Annotated in this window: 12 protein-coding genes; 6 read left to right on the forward strand and 6 right to left on the reverse strand. The window is 70.0% G+C overall.

Annotated features, from left to right (window positions below; all coding sequences use genetic code 11):
• Nucleotides 1–55: 55 nt before the first annotated feature.
• On the reverse strand, nt 56–442 hold the full coding sequence (locus ACFZBU_RS29405) for a DUF4307 domain-containing protein (RefSeq protein WP_391586696.1): 387 nt from the start codon (nt 440–442) through the stop codon (nt 56–58).
• Between the two features lie 170 nt (nt 443–612).
• Between ACFZBU_RS29405 and mca the strand changes: the two genes are divergently transcribed.
• On the forward strand, nt 613–1,467 hold the full coding sequence (gene mca, locus ACFZBU_RS29410; RefSeq protein WP_391586874.1) for a mycothiol conjugate amidase Mca: 855 nt from the start codon (nt 613–615) through the stop codon (nt 1,465–1,467).
• A 136-nt stretch (nt 1,468–1,603) separates the two neighbouring features.
• Nucleotides 1,604–1,837 carry a hypothetical protein gene (locus ACFZBU_RS29415; protein WP_391586697.1) on the forward strand — a complete coding sequence of 78 codons (234 nt, stop codon included), beginning with the start codon at nt 1,604–1,606 and terminating at the stop codon, nt 1,835–1,837.
• Between the two features lie 127 nt (nt 1,838–1,964).
• Here ACFZBU_RS29415 and ACFZBU_RS29420 read toward each other — a convergent pair whose 3' ends face one another.
• Both ACFZBU_RS29420 and ACFZBU_RS29425 read right to left on the reverse strand, forming a co-directional pair.
• Entirely contained in the window at nt 1,965–2,612 is a 648-nt protein-coding gene (locus tag ACFZBU_RS29420) for a TetR/AcrR family transcriptional regulator (RefSeq protein WP_391586698.1), read from the reverse strand.
• A 75-nt stretch (nt 2,613–2,687) separates the two neighbouring features.
• Entirely contained in the window at nt 2,688–3,650 is a 963-nt protein-coding gene (locus ACFZBU_RS29425; RefSeq protein ID WP_391586699.1) for a quinone oxidoreductase family protein, read from the reverse strand.
• A gap of 210 nt (nt 3,651–3,860) precedes the next feature.
• On the opposite strand from ACFZBU_RS29425, the gene ACFZBU_RS29430 reads away from it, so the two are divergent.
• Nucleotides 3,861–5,924 (forward strand): thioredoxin domain-containing protein, encoded by a 2,064-nt coding sequence (locus ACFZBU_RS29430; RefSeq protein WP_391586700.1) that lies wholly within the window; start codon nt 3,861–3,863, stop codon nt 5,922–5,924.
• Between the two features lie 61 nt (nt 5,925–5,985).
• Here ACFZBU_RS29430 and ACFZBU_RS29435 read toward each other — a convergent pair whose 3' ends face one another.
• From ACFZBU_RS29435 to ACFZBU_RS29445, 3 genes are all read right to left on the reverse strand, one after another.
• Nucleotides 5,986–6,615: a TetR family transcriptional regulator gene (locus ACFZBU_RS29435; protein ID WP_391586701.1), complete on the reverse strand. Its 630-nt coding sequence runs from the start codon at nt 6,613–6,615 to the stop codon at nt 5,986–5,988.
• On the reverse strand, nt 6,587–8,197 hold the full coding sequence (locus ACFZBU_RS29440) for an MFS transporter (RefSeq protein ID WP_391586702.1): 1,611 nt from the start codon (nt 8,195–8,197) through the stop codon (nt 6,587–6,589). The genes ACFZBU_RS29435 and ACFZBU_RS29440 overlap by 29 nt, the downstream gene beginning before the upstream one ends.
• A gap of 163 nt (nt 8,198–8,360) precedes the next feature.
• On the reverse strand, nt 8,361–9,026 hold the full coding sequence (locus ACFZBU_RS29445; RefSeq protein ID WP_391586703.1) for a hemolysin III family protein: 666 nt from the start codon (nt 9,024–9,026) through the stop codon (nt 8,361–8,363).
• 245 nt (nt 9,027–9,271) lie between these two features.
• Here ACFZBU_RS29445 and ACFZBU_RS29450 point away from each other — a divergent pair, with 245 nt between their 5' ends.
• The 3 genes from ACFZBU_RS29450 to ACFZBU_RS29460 all read left to right on the forward strand — a co-directional run bounded on the left by ACFZBU_RS29450 (nt 9,272) and on the right by ACFZBU_RS29460 (nt 13,671).
• Nucleotides 9,272–11,074, forward strand: a complete 1,803-nt coding sequence (locus ACFZBU_RS29450; RefSeq protein ID WP_391586704.1) for a phosphoenolpyruvate carboxykinase (GTP) — start codon at nt 9,272–9,274, stop codon at nt 11,072–11,074.
• Nucleotides 11,075–11,300: 226 nt separating this feature from the next.
• Entirely contained in the window at nt 11,301–12,062 is a 762-nt protein-coding gene (locus ACFZBU_RS29455; RefSeq protein WP_360311901.1) for an isoprenyl transferase, read from the forward strand.
• A gap of 292 nt (nt 12,063–12,354) precedes the next feature.
• Complete coding sequence (locus ACFZBU_RS29460) at nt 12,355–13,671, forward strand: PhoH family protein (protein WP_391586705.1); 1,317 nt, start codon at nt 12,355–12,357, stop codon at nt 13,669–13,671.
• Nucleotides 13,672–14,020 lie beyond the last annotated feature (349 nt).

A 14,020-nucleotide genomic window follows, 5' to 3' on the forward strand; every position in this document is an offset into this window, starting at 1 on the left:
TCACGCACACCCGGGCGACTCGGGAGGCCGATCCGCGATCGGCGCCGACCGTCGGTCAGCCGACGGTGTGACAATCCTCCAGCTCGGCGGTGTTGGGTCGACCCGCCGTCTGGAGTGTCTCGGTGCGCTCGATGTGCTTGTCGCCCTTGGCGAAGCGCAGTTGGCGGCGGCCCACCTCGGCGCCGCCCTCGTCGCGCGAGCGCAGTACGCAGACGGCTTCCTTGTCGGCGTCCTTGCGGATCTCCACCTGGACCTCCACCGCGGAATCCGAGACGACCCTGAAGCTCGGAATAGACCCGCGCACGCCGGGGTTCGCCACATCGAGGCCGATCCACACCGTCCCGGCCACGAGCACGACCATGAAGACCGCGAACGCGATCCGCAGCTTGCGGTCGTTTCGGGTGGCGCCCTTGCCGTAACGGGTGACGGGCGTTGCGCTCACCGGGTCTCCTGCGGGACGGGCCCGGGTTTGCGCCCGAGCGAGATCTATCGGCCACTATATGTCCGGTGCAAGAGCGGCCCTCGACAGGTCCCGGCGGTACGACCCGGCGGCTGGGACACGGGGCACGGATGAGGAGCGACGTTCCGGTGAGTGACGATCGGCTGAGGCTGATGGCGGTGCATGCGCACCCCGACGACGAGTCGAGCAAGGGCGCGGCCACCATGGCGCGCTATGTCGCCGAGGGGGCCGAGGTCCTCGTCGCGACCTGTACCGGCGGCGAACGCGGCTCGGTGCTCAACCCCGCTCTCCAGGGCAACCCGGAGATCGAGGCGAACATCCACGAGGTGCGCCGCAAGGAGATGGACGCGGCGCGCGAGATCCTCGGCGTGCAGCAGGCGTGGCTGGGCTGGGAGGACTCGGGGCTGCCCGAGGGGGACCCGCTGCCGCCGCTCCCGGACGGCTGCTTCGCGGTGCTCGATGTGGACAAGGCGGCCGAGCCGCTGGTCCGGCTGATCCGCGAGTTCCGTCCGCACGTGATCACCACGTACGACGAGAACGGCGGCTACCCGCACCCCGACCACATCCAGACGCACAAGATCACCATGGTGGCCTTCGACGCGGCGGGCGATCCGGACGCGTACCCGGACTCCGGCGAGCCGTGGCAGCCGCTGAAGCTGTACTACAACCAGGGCATCTCCCGGGCCCGGATCGAGGCCCTGCACGAGGGCATGCTCAGCCGCGGTCTGGAGTCGCCGTACGGCGAGTGGCTGGAGCGCTGGGGCGACCGCGACGAGCGGGACATCACCACGCGCATCCCGTGCGCCGACTGGTTCGAGACCCGCGATCGGGCGCTGATCGCGCACGCCACCCAGGTGGACCCGGACGGCTTCTGGTTCCGGGTGCCGATCTCGGTGCAGCGCGAGGTGTGGCCGACCGAGGACTACGAACTTGTCCGCTCGCTGGTGGACACCGACCTGCCGGAGGACGACCTGTTCGCGGGCGTCCGGGTGGGCGTGCGGCGCTAGCCGGTGCCTCGGGGATGACCCGGGACGACGCGAAAGAGGGCCCGGAGAGCATCTCTCCGGGCCCTCGGTGCGTACGTCCCGCCGATCGGATGTCACTCTTGTTCACAAGGGGTTCCGATCCAGGAGGTAGTTCGTCATGACACCGCTCGCGCTCCAGCTCGCGGTCGAGGAGAGCAAGGTCACGCCCGGCCTGCTCGGGTTCGTGGTCGTCGCCGCGATCGCTGTCGCCACCTGGTTCCTGATCAAGTCGATGAACAAGCAGCTCAAGCGGGTGGACGCCAACCAGAGCAACTGGCCGACCGACACCCCCCGCCCCTCCCGCGCCGCCCGGGAGACGCCGAAGGACACCGAGGACACCCCCGGCTCCTGACCGGCCCGCCGGCGCGACGGCGAGGTCACTGCCGAAGTCCGACACCGCCAAGCGCAAGGTAGGCAACGGCCCCCGTCGCCCGAGAACGCTGCCCAGCCACCCACCTTCGGGTGCGGGGCTGTGGGCGTCACCGCGCCGTCGACGTGCGAGCGTTGTCACCACTCGGCTCATGGCACCGGTTGCGGGGGTCGGGGCTGCGCATGTGGGCGATGCCCAGGTCGAGCGCGGCCTCCAGATGGGCGATGCGGCCCGTGGTCAGCAGGATCAGCACGCCGCCCTGGATGCCGGCCAGCAGGGCCGCGGCCTCGCGCTCGGCATCCCGTTCGGGGGCGATCTCACCGCTGTTCTGCATGTGACGGATGCCTGCGGTCAGCCGCTGCTGCCACACCTGCAACAGCTCGCCGGCCACGGACCGCGCGGCGTCCGTGGCCGTCCCCATCTCGGAGAGCGCCACGTGCAGGGGACAGTCCACGCCCTGTTCGCGATAGCGCGCGAGGACCTTGTCGCGCCACCGGTACCAGGCGGCCCACGAGGTGAGGGAGCCCAGCTCCGGCTGCTGGTCGTCGATCACCCGGGCCGCCTCCTGCCGGGCGACGGCGAGAAGCAGTTCGTCCTTCCCGTCGGGGAAGTAGTGGAAGAGCTGGCTCTTGCTGGTCGCGGTGCGGGCCATCACGTCCTCGAGCCGCAGTGAGAACACACCCTGTGCGCGGATCTGTTCGGCGGCACCCTCGACGATGCGCTGTCTGGTCGCGGCGCCCTTGCGGGTCAACGGCACGTGTCCTCCCGGTGCGAGCTGTTCGTCCCATTGAAGCGGGTCGGCTCCGGGCCGCCCGGCCCGTCCCGCCCCGGCTCAGGGCAGAAGCAGCAGTTTGCCGGTGGTTCGGCGTGACTCGAGGTCCGTGTGGGCCCGGGCCGCGTCGGCGAGGGCGTAGCGGCCCGTGACGCGCGGGGCGAGCCGCCCGTCCAGGAGCAGGTCGAACATCTCGCCGGTGCGCCGAAGCAGGGCTTCGCGGGTGGCGACGTGGTGGTGCACCACGGGGTAGGTCAGCAGGATGCTGTTGGGCAGGTCGGTGGGCCGCAGCGTCGGGACGCCCATGAAGGGGCCGTAGTAGGCGTGCACCCCGTGCGGACGCAGGGCCAGTTGGGAGGAGTGGAAGGTGTCGGTGCCGCCGCCGTCGTACACGACGTCGGCTCCCCGTCCGTCGGTCAGCTCCCTGATCCGCTCGTCGAACCCACCACCGGAGTGGACCAGGACGTGGTCGGCGCCGGCCTCCTTCGCGACGACGGCTTTCTCCTCGCGGGAAACCAGGCCGATCACCCGGCCGCCGCGGGCCCGGATCATCCCGGTGAGCAACAGACCCACCCCGCCCGCCGCCGCGTGGATCACGGCCGTGTCGCCGGGGCCGATGGGGTAGGTCTCGGTGCTCAGGTGGCTCGCGGTCAGGCCCTGCATCATCACGGCGGCGGCCGTCTCGTCACCGATGCCGTCCGGCACCTTGACGAGCGAATCCGCAGGTACGACAAGCAACTCGGCGTAGCTGCCCGGGTGGTAGAACCAGGCCACCCGGTCGCCGACGGCCGGGTCCCGAACCCCTTCGCCGAGAGCGGTGACGTAGCCCATCCCCTCGGCGCCGAGGATCACCGGGGCGGCCCAGCCCGGGCCGCCCTCCCTGCGGGCACCGATGTCCATGTAGTTCACCCCGGCGGCGCCAAGCCGTACCAGCACCTCGCCGGGTCCGGGCGACGGGTCCGGCAGCTCGGTCCAGCGCATGACCTCGGGGCCGCCGTGCTCCTCGATGCGGATCGCATGCATGGGTTAAACCTCTCTGGGTGAGTGGGCGCAGTGGTTGGGAATGCAGGCACCGTAGGTCGCCGAAATTGGACCGGCAAGTCCAGAGTTCGCCCCTCACGCCAGGCGCCGCCAGGCCGAGCCAGGCCGGATGACGGTCCTGCGGGCCGCATCCGATCGACCCTCGGGAGGGGCCTCCCGGGATTTCCGGAGCCGGCGCGCGAGGATGGCCCCATGCCGAATCGTCTCGCTGGGTCCACATCGCCGTACCTCCTCCAACACGTCGACAACCCGGTCGACTGGTGGCCGTGGGGTGAGGAGGCGTTCGCCGAGGCCCGCCGCCGTGATGTCCCGATCCTGCTCAGCGTCGGGTACAGCGCGTGCCACTGGTGCCACGTGATGGCCCACGAGTCCTTCGAGGACGAGGCCACCGCCGCGATCGTCAACGCGAACTTCGTCGCGATCAAGGTCGACCGCGAGGAACGCCCGGACGTGGACGCGGTCTACATGGAGGCCACGGTCGCGATGAACCACGGCCAGGGCGGCTGGCCGATGACCGTGTTCGCCACGCCCGACGGGGAGCCGTTCTACTGCGGCACCTACTACCCGAGCGAGGCCCGCCGCGGGATGCCCTCGTTCCGGCAGGTGATGTACGAGATCAACAAGGCCTGGGTCGACCGCAACGACGAGGTGCGCCGCACCGGCCTCCAGGTCGCCGCCTCCCTGGCCGCCCCGCGCGACCTGCACACCGGCGGCGAGACGCCGACCGCCGAGGATCTGGACGCGGCGCTGACTCTGCTCGCGCGCGAGTACGACGGCGTGCACGGCGGGTTCGGCGACGCGCCCAAGTTCCCGCCGTCGATGGTGCTGGAGTTCCTGCTGCGCCACCACGCCCGGACCGAGTCCGAGGCGGCCTTGGAGATCGCCCAGGAGACCTGCGAGGCGATGGCCCGGGGCGGCATCTACGACCAACTCGGCGGCGGCTTCGCCCGCTACTCGGTGGATGCCGCGTGGGTGGTGCCGCACTTCGAGAAGATGCTCTACGACAACGCCCAGTTGATCCGGGTGTACACCCACCTGTGGCGGACCACCGGAAGCGAGTTCGCCCGCCGGATCGCGCTGGAGACGGCCGACTTCGTGGTGCGCGAACTGCGCACCCCCGAGGGCGCGTTCGCCTCCGCGCTGGACGCGGACAGCCTGGACGCGCAGGGCCGCTCGGTCGAGGGCGCGTTCTACGCCTGGACCCGGGCGCAGTTGATCGAGGTGCTCGGCGAACAGGACGGCGCGTGGGCGGCCGACGTGTTCGCGGTGACCGAGGAGGGCACCTTCGAGCACGGCATGTCCGTACTGCAACTGCTCGACGACCCCGAGGACATCGAGCGACTGACCGACGTCCGGGCGAAGTTGCTGGCCGCGCGCGCGGAGCGGCCCCGGCCGGGCCGGGACGACAAGGTGGTGGCCGCCTGGAACGGGCTCGCCATCGCGGCGCTGGCCGAGGCCGGCACCCTGTTCTCCCGCCCCGACCTGCTCGACGCCGCGCTCGCGGCGGCCGACCTGCTGCTCGCGGTGCACCTGGGCGGCGACGAGGACGACGAACTCGGCGACCGGCTGGTGCGCACCTCGCGCGACGGCCGACCCGGGCCGAACGCGGGCGTCCTGGAGGACTACGCGGACGTGGCCGAGGGTTTCCTCGCGCTGTACGCGGTGACCTCGGACGATGCGTGGCTGACCTTCGCCGGCGTGCTCGTGGACGTGGTGCTGGGGCACTTCGTGGACGAGGACGGCGCGCTGTACGACACCGCGGACGACGCGGAGGAGCTGTTCCGTCGGCCGCAGGACCCCACCGACGGGGTCACCCCGTCCGGCTGGACCGGTGCCGCCGGCGCCCTGCTCGGCTATGCGGCGCACCTGGGCTCGGAGGACCACCGCGAGGCCGCCGGCCGCGCGCTCGGCCTGGTCCGGGTGCTGGCGGACCGGGCCCCGCGGCAGATCGGCTGGGGCCTGGCGGTCGCAGAGGCGTGGTTGGACGGGCCGCGCGAGATCGCCGTGGTCGGCCCGCGCGACGACGACGCGACCTGGGCGCTCTACCTGACCGCGCTGATGTCCACCGCCCCCGGCGCGGTGGTCGCGATGGGCGACCCGGCCGAGGAGTCGCCGGTGCCGCTGCTGCGCGACCGACCGCTGGTGGGCGGCCGACCGGCGGCGTACGTGTGTCGGCACTTCACGTGCGATGCGCCGGTGACCGACCCGGAACACCTGGCCGCCCAGGTCCTGGCCAAGGCGGTGGCCCGAGCCTGAGGGTTCGCTCCCGCGCGACCGGTCGCCCCACGCCCGCGCGACCGGTCGGGCGGGCGCGGAGTCACGGCCTGTCCCGTAGACCCGTCTCCAGCAGTCCCAGGGCCCGGTCGACCAGTTCGACCAGGTCCTCGGCGCAGTCGCGCCGCGCCCAGGCCATGATCGCCTCGGACATCGCCGCGTTGATCGCGGCGGCGGCCACCCGCAGTTCCAGGTCGTCCGTGGAGCGTCCGTTGCGGGCGGCGAACGTCTCGGCGATCAGGCTCCAGGACTGCATCTGTTGCTCGTAGGTGCGGCGCCGCAGGGCCGGCACGCTGAGCACCAGCGTCATCCGGGTGGCCATCTCCTCGCCGTCCACCCGGATGATCTCGCGCAGCGCGTCCAGCAGGCCGGTGCGCAACACCCGGAGCAGGCTCAGGCCCTTGGGCGCCGTCCGGATGACCTCCACCAGGATGGGGTCGTACTCGTCGGTGAGCACGATGTCCTCCTTGGTCGGGAAGTAGCGGAAGAACGTGCTGGGCGAGATCTCCGCGGCCTCGGCGATCCGGTCGACGGTGGTCGCGTCGTAGCCGTGCTCGCGAAAGAGCCGATAGGCCTCCCGGCGGATCGCCTGGCGGGTCTTGATCTTCTTGCGCTCGCGCAGCCCCACGGGCGAGCCGGGCAGGTCAGGGATGGAGGGCTCCTTCGCGGTCATGCCCCGATTCTCCCGGTCCGGTCGGGGTCGGCACAGGCCGAGGGTCGGCGGCGGTGCGGCGGGGCAGGAAGACGGCCACCGCGATGGCGACGGCCGACGACGCGAGGCCGCAGATCAGCAGACTCAGGTCCATACCGTGCACGAACGCGTCCCGGGCCGAGTCCAGCAGCGCCGGGTCCCCGCTGCGGCCCGCCGCAGCGACCGCGCCGCCGATCGAGTCACGCGCGGTGTCGGCGACCCCGTCCGGGCGTCCGCTCGTGTCGATCCGGTCCAGGTACGCGGACGCGAGCACGCTGCCCAGGATCGCCACCCCGAGCGCGCCCGCCACCTGACGCAGGGTCTGCACCAGGGCCGACCCCATCCCGGCGCGCTCCGGTGTCAGGTTGGCCATCACCGCGTCCATCGCGGGCACCATGGAGAGCCCCAGCCCCAGGCCGCTCACGGCCAGCCAGGCGGCCGTCCGGGCGTACCCGTCGTGCACCGAGCCGCTCGCTCCCGTCAACAGCCCGCCGGCGAGCACGAACAGGCCGGTCGGGATGACCACCTTGTAGCCCAGCCGGGGCACGAGCCTGTCACTGGCCAGTGCGGTCACGAACAACCCGCCGAGCAGCGGCAGCAGCCGCAGACCGGTCCCGAACGCGTCGTGTCCGTCCACGCCCTGGAACCGCTGCGGGACCACGAACAGGACGCCCGCCATGGCGAAGGACGGCACCAGGGCGGCGACCGTGCCCCACAGGAAGTTGCGGTCGCGGAACAGCCCGAAGTCGATCATCGGGTGCCGGGCCCTGCTCTCGCGCACCGCCACGCTCGCGATGAGCAGTGCGGCCGCGCCGAACAAGGCGAGCACGCGCGCGTCGGCCCAGCCCCATTCGGGCGCCTCGATCAGCGCGAAGATCAGCGTGGTCAGCCCCGCGACGACCAGGACGGTGACCGTGACGTCCACCTTGGGGGCATCGGCCGAGCGCGACACCGGGAGCAGGAACCCGCACACGAGCAGGGCCAACCCGACCATCGGGATGTTGATCAGGAACACCGACCCCCACCAGAAGTGCTCCAGCAGCAGCCCGCCCAGGATCGGCCCGAGCGGGATGCCCAGGGCCGTGCTCGCGGCCCAGACCGAGATCGCCTTGCCGCGCTCGGCGGCCGGGAAGAGCGAGGGCAGGATGGACAACGACAGCGGCATGACGAACGCCCCGCCTACGCCCATCAGCGCGCGCGCCGCGATCACTCCCTCGACCGAGCCGACCAGCGCGCCGACCACCGAGCCGACGCCGAATATCGCGAGCCCCACCAGCAGGAAGAGCCGCCGGTCGTAGCGGTCGCCGATCAGTCCGGCCGGGAGCATCAGGGCCGCGAACACCACGATGTACGAGTCGGCGATCCACTGGAGATCGCCCGTGCTCGCGCCGAGCTGTTCGCTCATCGTCGGCATCGCCACGTTGACGATCGTGGTGTCCAGGCCGATCACCAGGAGCCCGACCACCAGCGCGCCCAGCGCCCACCACCGCCTCGGGTCGGGCGGCCCGTCCGCCTCGTTCGCCCGGTCCGGCTCCTGCTTCGTCGCGCCCATGACAGTCCCCATCTATTGATTGTCTCTGTCTTATGACAGTAGCTCTCAAAATCCTGCGACTGTCAAAACGCTCGGCAAAGAGCAGCCCAAGCTCGGGGGAAAACCCGGAAAAGCCCGAAGGCCCGCAACTCCGAACGGAGCGGCGGGCCTTCGGGCCGACGAGTGAGGCGGTGGATCAGTCCACTGCCACCAGGGCGACGGCGATGAAGTGGCTCGCGAACGCGAGCAGTGTGAAGGCGTGGAAGACCTCGTGGAAGCCGAACCACTGCGGTGAGGGGTTGGGCCGCTTGATCCCGTAGACCACCGCGCCGAGGCTGTAGAGCACGCCGCCGACGATCACCAAAACCACCACCGCGACGCCGCCCTCGCGCATGAACTCGGGCAGGTAGAACACCGCGGCCCAGCCCAGCGCGACATAGATCGGGGTGTAGAGCCAGCGTGGTGCGCCGATCCAGAAGACCCGGAAACCGATGCCGGCGAGTGCCCCGATCCACACCACCCACAGCAGGATTTGGTCGCTTTTGCCCAGCAATAGGATGGTCAACGGGGTGTAGGTGCCCGCGATGATCAGGAAGATGTTGGCGTGATCCAGCCGGCGCAACACCGCCTCGCCGCGCGGTCCCCAGTTGCCTCGGTGGTAGACCCCGGACGTGCCGAAGAGCATCGCCGCGGTGAGCGCGAACACACCGCACGCGATGCGGGATTTGGTATCCGCGGCCAGGGCGACCAGGACGATGCCGGAGGCCACGGCGAGGGGAAATGTCCCCGCGTGGATCCATCCGCGCAGCTTGGGTTTGATGGGCGTCAAGGGCGCCGTCAAGGCGTGCGCGTCCACACTCATGTCGCCGAGTGTACTTACGCCCACGTAGGTTACTGGCAGGTACGAAGTGAGACGCATCACGGGAGATCTTGTCCCGGAGGGGCGCGAAACCGCACGTCTTTGGGGTTTTCGGTCCGGTACGGGGCACAACTTCCAGGTGGGGCCCTGTCCCGGGCGGTTCCGCGCCCGGCCGACCGGATAAAATCCCCGCAACCCTCAACCCCGACGCCGGGGACTCGCCGTCCCAGGCGCGAAATGGAGCGATCGTGGCCAACGAGGTCCCGACGAAACACAGGCAGCTGCTCGACTGGGTGAGCGAGATCGCCCGGCTGACTCAGCCCGACCGGATCGAATGGTGTGACGGTTCGGACGAGGAGTACCAGCGCCTCGCCGACCTCCTCGTCGACAAGGGCACCTTCCGCAAGCTCGACGAGAACAAGCGCCCCAACAGCTACTACGCGACCTCCGACCCTCGGGATGTCGCGCGCGTCGAGGACCGGACCTTCATCTGCTCCGAGAAGGAGGAGGACGCGGGTCCGACCAACAACTGGATAGCCCCGGCCGAGATGCGCACCAAGCTCGGCGGCCTGTTCGCCGGCTCGATGCGTGGCCGCACGATGTATGTGGTGCCGTTCTGCATGGGGCCGATCGGCTCGTCGCTGGCCGCCTACGGGGTCGAGATCACCGACTCCGCCTATGTCGCGGTCTCGATGCGCACGATGACCCGAATGGGCCAAGCGGTGCTGGACTTCCTGGGCACCGACGGCGAGTTCGTCAAGGCCGTGCACACCGTCGGGGCCCCGCTCGCCGAGGGCGAGGCGGACGTGCCGTGGCCGTGCAACAGCGAGAAGTACATCACGCACTTCCCCGAGGACCGGGAGATCTGGTCCTACGGTTCGGGCTACGGCGGCAACGCCCTGCTCGGCAAGAAGTGCTACGCGCTCCGGATCGCGTCGGTCATGGCGCGCGACGAGGGCTGGATGGCCGAGCACATGCTGATCCTGAAGCTCACGCCTCCCTCGGGCGCCGAGCCGAAGTTCATCGCCGCCGCCTTCCCCTCCGCGTGTGGCAAGACCAACCTCGCGATGCTCCAGCCGACCATTCCGGGCTGGAAGGTGGAGACCGTCGGCGACGACATCGCGTGGATGCGGTTCGGCGAGGACGGCCGGCTGTACGCGATCAACCCCGAGGCGGGCTTCTTCGGTGTCGCGCCGGGCACCGGCGAGCACACCAACGCCAACGCGATGAAGACCATGTGGGGCAACTCGGTCTTCACCAACGTCGCGCTCACCGACGACAACGACGTCTGGTGGGAGGGCATGACGGAGGACAAGCCCGCGCACCTGATCGACTGGAAGGGCAACGACTGGACTCCCGAGTCGGAGACCCCCGCCGCCCACCCCAACGCGCGCTTCACCGTCCCGGCCGCACAGTGCCCGACGATCGCGCCCGAGTGGGAGGACCCGAAGGGTGTGCCGATCTCGGCCATCCTCTTCGGTGGTCGGCGGGCCAGTGCGGTGCCGCTGGTGACCGAGTCCTTCGACTGGCAGCACGGTGTCTTCCTGGGCGCGAACGTCGCCTCGGAGAAGACCGCCGCCGCCGAGGGCACGGTCGGCGAGCTGCGTCGCGACCCGTTCGCCATGCTGCCGTTCTGCGGTTACAACATGGGCGACTACATGGCGCACTGGCTGGACATCGGCCAGGCCACCTCGGCGGACAAGCTGCCGAAGATCTACTACGTGAACTGGTTCCGCAAGGACGCGGACGGAAAGTTCGTCTGGCCGGGCTTCGGCGAGAACAGCCGGGTGCTCAAGTGGATCGTCGAGCGCCTGGAAGGGCTCGCCGACGGCGTGGACTCCCCGATCGGCGTACTGCCGACGCGTGAATCCCTGGACCTCAAGGGCCTGGACCTCACCGACGCGGAGCTGGACCTGCTCCTGACCGTGGACCGGGAGATCTGGAAGCAGGAGGCCGCGCTGGTCCCCGAGCACCTGGAGAAGTTCGGTTCGCACACCCCGCAGGGCCTGTGGGACGAGTACAACAAGCTGGTCTCGCGACTCGACGGCTGAAGCTGACTCGACGTCAAAATACCGGTACGCTCCGGGCCCGGCGGGATCCCTCCCGCCGGGCCCTCGGCGTTCGGAAAGCCACCCTCGGACGAGCGCGCGACACGCCGTCCGCGAGCCGACCTTCACCGCATCTTCACGCCTGCCCTCCGCCACGTGACGTCGAGCGGGTGTCGGACGGGAGTAGGGTTTTCGGCGCGGGTGATCACGGACGGAGGAGCAGGTGGACATGGGCCTGCGGGACCTCGCATACGGCGCATACGGCAAGCGCATCGAGGCGTCGCTCGACCGTACGGTGATACCGCGTCACGTCGGCGTCATCCTGGACGGCAACCGCCGCTGGGCGAAGGCGTACGGCGAACAGGTCGCCGAGGGCCACCGCAAGGGTGCCGACAAGATCCACGAGCTGCTCACCTGGTGTGAAGAGGTCGGCGTCGAGGTGGTCACGCTGTGGCTGCTGTCCACCGACAACCTCAATCGGCCGCCGGAAGAACTGGCCGATCTGATGGTGATCATCGAGAATGCGGTCACCGACCTGGCCGCCGCGCGCCGCTGGCGGGTGCACCCGGTCGGCGCACTGGACCTGCTGCCCGAACACACCCGCGAAGTGCTCAAGCGCTCCGAGACCGAGACCGCGGACCTGACCGGCGTGTTCGTCAACGTCGCGGTCGGTTACGGCGGCCGGCACGAGATCGCCGACGCGGTCCGCTCGCTGCTCGTGGAGCACGCCGGCAAGGGCACCTCGATCGAGGAACTGGCCGAGGTACTGGACGTCGAGCACATCGCCGAGCACCTGTACACCCGCGGCCAGCCCGACCCGGACCTGGTCATCCGAACGTCGGGTGAACAGCGGCTGTCCGGTTTCCTGTTGTGGCAGAGCGCACATTCGGAGTTCTACTTCTGCGAGGCCTTCTGGCCGGACTTCCGCAAGGTCGATTTTCTCCGGGCCCTGCGCGACTACTCCGCCCGCCACCGCCGCTACGGGGCCTGACGCCTCGTCACCGCTCCTGCTCACGGCGGGGTTTCCATCGGCATGTGATCATCCGTTTTGTGTTGACCGTGCCCTGGACGGGAATAACCCCGTCGGGCCGGCGCACATCCATGTGGGCCGGTGCGATATGTGGGTGACACCCCGTCACCTGCCCGGGAGGCCCTTCCGTGCACTACATGCTCCACAGTTCACGGCGACAGGAGGGCCGGGCACCCGGCCTTCGGGCCGGGGCCCGGACTCCGAGCGATCAGGGCGCACGGTGCGCGTGCCCTGAGAGGGGGCGAGGCACTCCGTGGCCACGATCCAACGCCGTGCTCCGCAGCACCGGACGTATGTCCTCGACACCAGCGTGCTCCTTGCCGATCCGTCGGCGCTCTTGAAGTTCGACGAGCACGAGGTGGTTCTGCCCGTCGTCGTGATCACCGAGTTGGAGGCCAAACGGCACCACCCGGAACTGGGCTACTTCGCCCGACACGCGCTGCGGATGCTGGACGAACTTCGCACGCAGTACGGGCGGCTGGACGCCCCGGTGCCGATCGGGGACTCCGGCGGCACCCTGCGGGTGGAGCTCAATCACATCGACGCGACCGTGCTCCCGCCCGGATTCCGGCTGGGGGACAACGACTCGCGGATCCTGGCGGTGGCCAGGCACCTCATGGCCGAGGGACACGATGTGACGCTGGTGTCCAAGGACGTGCCGATGCGGGTCAAGGCCTCCGCGGTGGGGCTGAGCGCGGAGGAGTACCGCGCCGAACTGGTGAACACCTCGGGTTGGACCGGGATGGCCGAACTCACCGTCGACTCGGCGGACATCGACGCCCTGTTCGAGCACGATCGCACCCACATCGAGCAGGCCGCCGACCTGCCCTGTCACACCGGACTGGTGCTGGTCTCCGAGCGCGGCAAGGCGCTCGGTCGGGTCACCGCGGACAAGCAGGTCCGGCTGGTGCGCGGCGACCGGGACGTGTTCGGCCTGCACGGGCGCAGTGCCGAGCAGCGGATAGCGCTGGATCTGCTGCTCGACCCGGACATCGGCATCGTGTCGATGGGCGGCCGGGCGGGCACCGGCAAGTCGGCGCTGGCGATGTGCGCGGGTCTGGAGGCGGTGTTGGAGCGCAACCAGCACCGCAAGGTGATGGTCTTCCGTCCTCTCTACGCGGTCGGCGGTCAGGAGCTCGGCTACCTGCCCGGCACCGAGAACGAGAAGATGAGCCCCTGGGCCCAGGCGGTCTTCGACACGCTGTCGGCGGTCACCACGTCCGACGTGATCGAGGAGGTCGTGGCGCGCGGGATGTTGGAGGTCCTGCCGCTCACCCACATTCGCGGCCGGTCGTTGCACGACGCGTTCGTGATCGTGGACGAGGCACAGTCGCTGGAGCGCAATGTGCTGCTGACCGTGCTGTCGCGGATCGGCAGCAACTCGCGGGTGGTGCTCACCCACGATGTCGCACAGCGGGACAACCTGCGGGTCGGTCGACACGACGGCGTGGTCGCGGTGGTGGAAAAGCTCAAGGGGCATCCGCTGTTCGCGCACGTGACGCTCACCCGGTCCGAACGGTCGCCGATCGCGGCCCTGGTGACCGAAATGTTGGAGGACCTGCCGGGGTGACGGATGCCCCGTGAGGGGCCTACGGGAAATCGATCGATCCGGCCCCGCCGGCGAACGCCTCGACTGCTTCGAGACGTTCCCGGCGGGGCTTTCCCGTGGGCGCCACTGCGCCTGCGCGCGCCCGCGCCCCGGGCCGTCGGGTTTCCGGCCCGCACCTCCGCGCCCGCACGATTGCCGCCGCGCACCCGTGTCCGCATATTCCGGGTGGAAACGGTCGAGGGCGGAAAGGGAAAAAGCTTTGCGTTTCCTGGAGTTGTGATGTTCGCCACGCCTTCGAAAATTGCTTCCGAATGTTTGGCTGAGGCAGGCTGCTGGACTTGTAAGACCCTCGCGTACAGCGCTGCCCGAC

Origin of the sequence: Embleya sp. NPDC008237 (genome assembly GCF_042956465.1) — a bacterium.
Taxonomy (GTDB): Bacteria; Actinomycetota; Actinomycetes; order Streptomycetales; family Streptomycetaceae; genus Embleya.

Excerpts from the sequence above, each read along its gene's own strand:
- mca (WP_391586874.1), top strand. The coding sequence starts at position 613 with ATGGCGGTGCATGCGCACCCCGACGACGAGTCGAGCAAGGGCGCGGCC.
- ACFZBU_RS29415 (WP_391586697.1), top strand. The coding sequence starts at position 1,604 with ATGACACCGCTCGCGCTCCAGCTCGCGGTCGAGGAGAGCAAGGTCACG.
- ACFZBU_RS29425 (WP_391586699.1), bottom strand. The coding sequence starts at position 3,650 with ATGCATGCGATCCGCATCGAGGAGCACGGCGGCCCCGAGGTCATGCGC.
- ACFZBU_RS29430 (WP_391586700.1), top strand. The coding sequence starts at position 3,861 with ATGCCGAATCGTCTCGCTGGGTCCACATCGCCGTACCTCCTCCAACAC.
- ACFZBU_RS29435 (WP_391586701.1), bottom strand. The coding sequence starts at position 6,615 with ATGACCGCGAAGGAGCCCTCCATCCCTGACCTGCCCGGCTCGCCCGTG.
- ACFZBU_RS29440 (WP_391586702.1), bottom strand. The coding sequence starts at position 8,197 with ATGGGGACTGTCATGGGCGCGACGAAGCAGGAGCCGGACCGGGCGAAC.
- ACFZBU_RS29445 (WP_391586703.1), bottom strand. The coding sequence starts at position 9,026 with ATGAGTGTGGACGCGCACGCCTTGACGGCGCCCTTGACGCCCATCAAA.
- ACFZBU_RS29455 (WP_360311901.1), top strand. The coding sequence starts at position 11,301 with ATGGGCCTGCGGGACCTCGCATACGGCGCATACGGCAAGCGCATCGAG.